The 810-nt window shown below is 63.3% G+C and carries 1 protein-coding gene; it reads right to left on the bottom strand.

Going from position 1 to position 810, the window contains the following annotated elements:
• A partial coding sequence (locus tag AC1DY5_RS57420; RefSeq protein WP_478123006.1) for a YqhA family protein occupies window positions 1–552 on the bottom strand: 552 nt, incomplete at its 3' end.
• Window positions 553–810: the final 258 nt, after the last annotated feature.

The raw sequence follows: 810 nt of genomic DNA on the forward strand, positions 1-810 counted from the left end.
CAGGAAGGTGATGTGGATCGCGGTCTGGGCGACCAGCACGCGGTCGGTGTAGTTGTCGGCGTTGATGAAGGTCTTGAGCAGGTGGATCGAGCTGATGCCGATGATCGCGGTGGCCAGCTTGACCTTCAGCACCGAGGCGTTCACGTGGCTCAGCCATTCGGGCTGGTCGCGATGGCCCTCGAGGTTCATGCGGCTCACGAAGGTCTCGTAGCCGCCGACGATCACCATGATCAGGAGGTTGGAGATCATCACGACGTCGATCAGCGCCAGCACGACCAGCATGATCACCGTCTCGTTGAGCGAGGTCACCGGCGCGGAGGTCTTGTAGCCGATGCTCGTCACCAGGGCCTGCAGCGCGTCCTCGCTGCCGAAGCCGGCCTCGACCAGGTGGGTCAGTTCGACCAGGAAATGGACCACGTACACGGCCTGGGCCACGATCAGGCCCAGGTACAGCGGCAGTTGCAGCCAGCGGCTGGCGAAGATCAGGTTGGGGAGCGGACGCAGCGGTGAGACCTTGCCGGTTCTTGGAATGGGAGGATCGTCGTTTGACATCGAAAGGTTTCGGCGGGACTTGCCAACAACTGTAAACGGGCGATTCTAGGAGCCCGTCGGACTTGAGCCGCGGGGATCTGTTCGTTTGACCGCGCGGCGTCGATTGCTACGGCGCGAGGCGGAGTTGCCTTCCTCGAGGGGCCTGAGCGCCCCGCGAGTCGGGTCGTGGGGAGCATCTGCCTCCCTCTTTATGCGGCCCGCAGCACATGCAGCCGCTTGATATTCCAAGCCATCGTCACCAGCGACCATTCGCCGCGC

It is taken from the genome of Variovorax sp. P4_D9 (assembly GCF_056401695.1).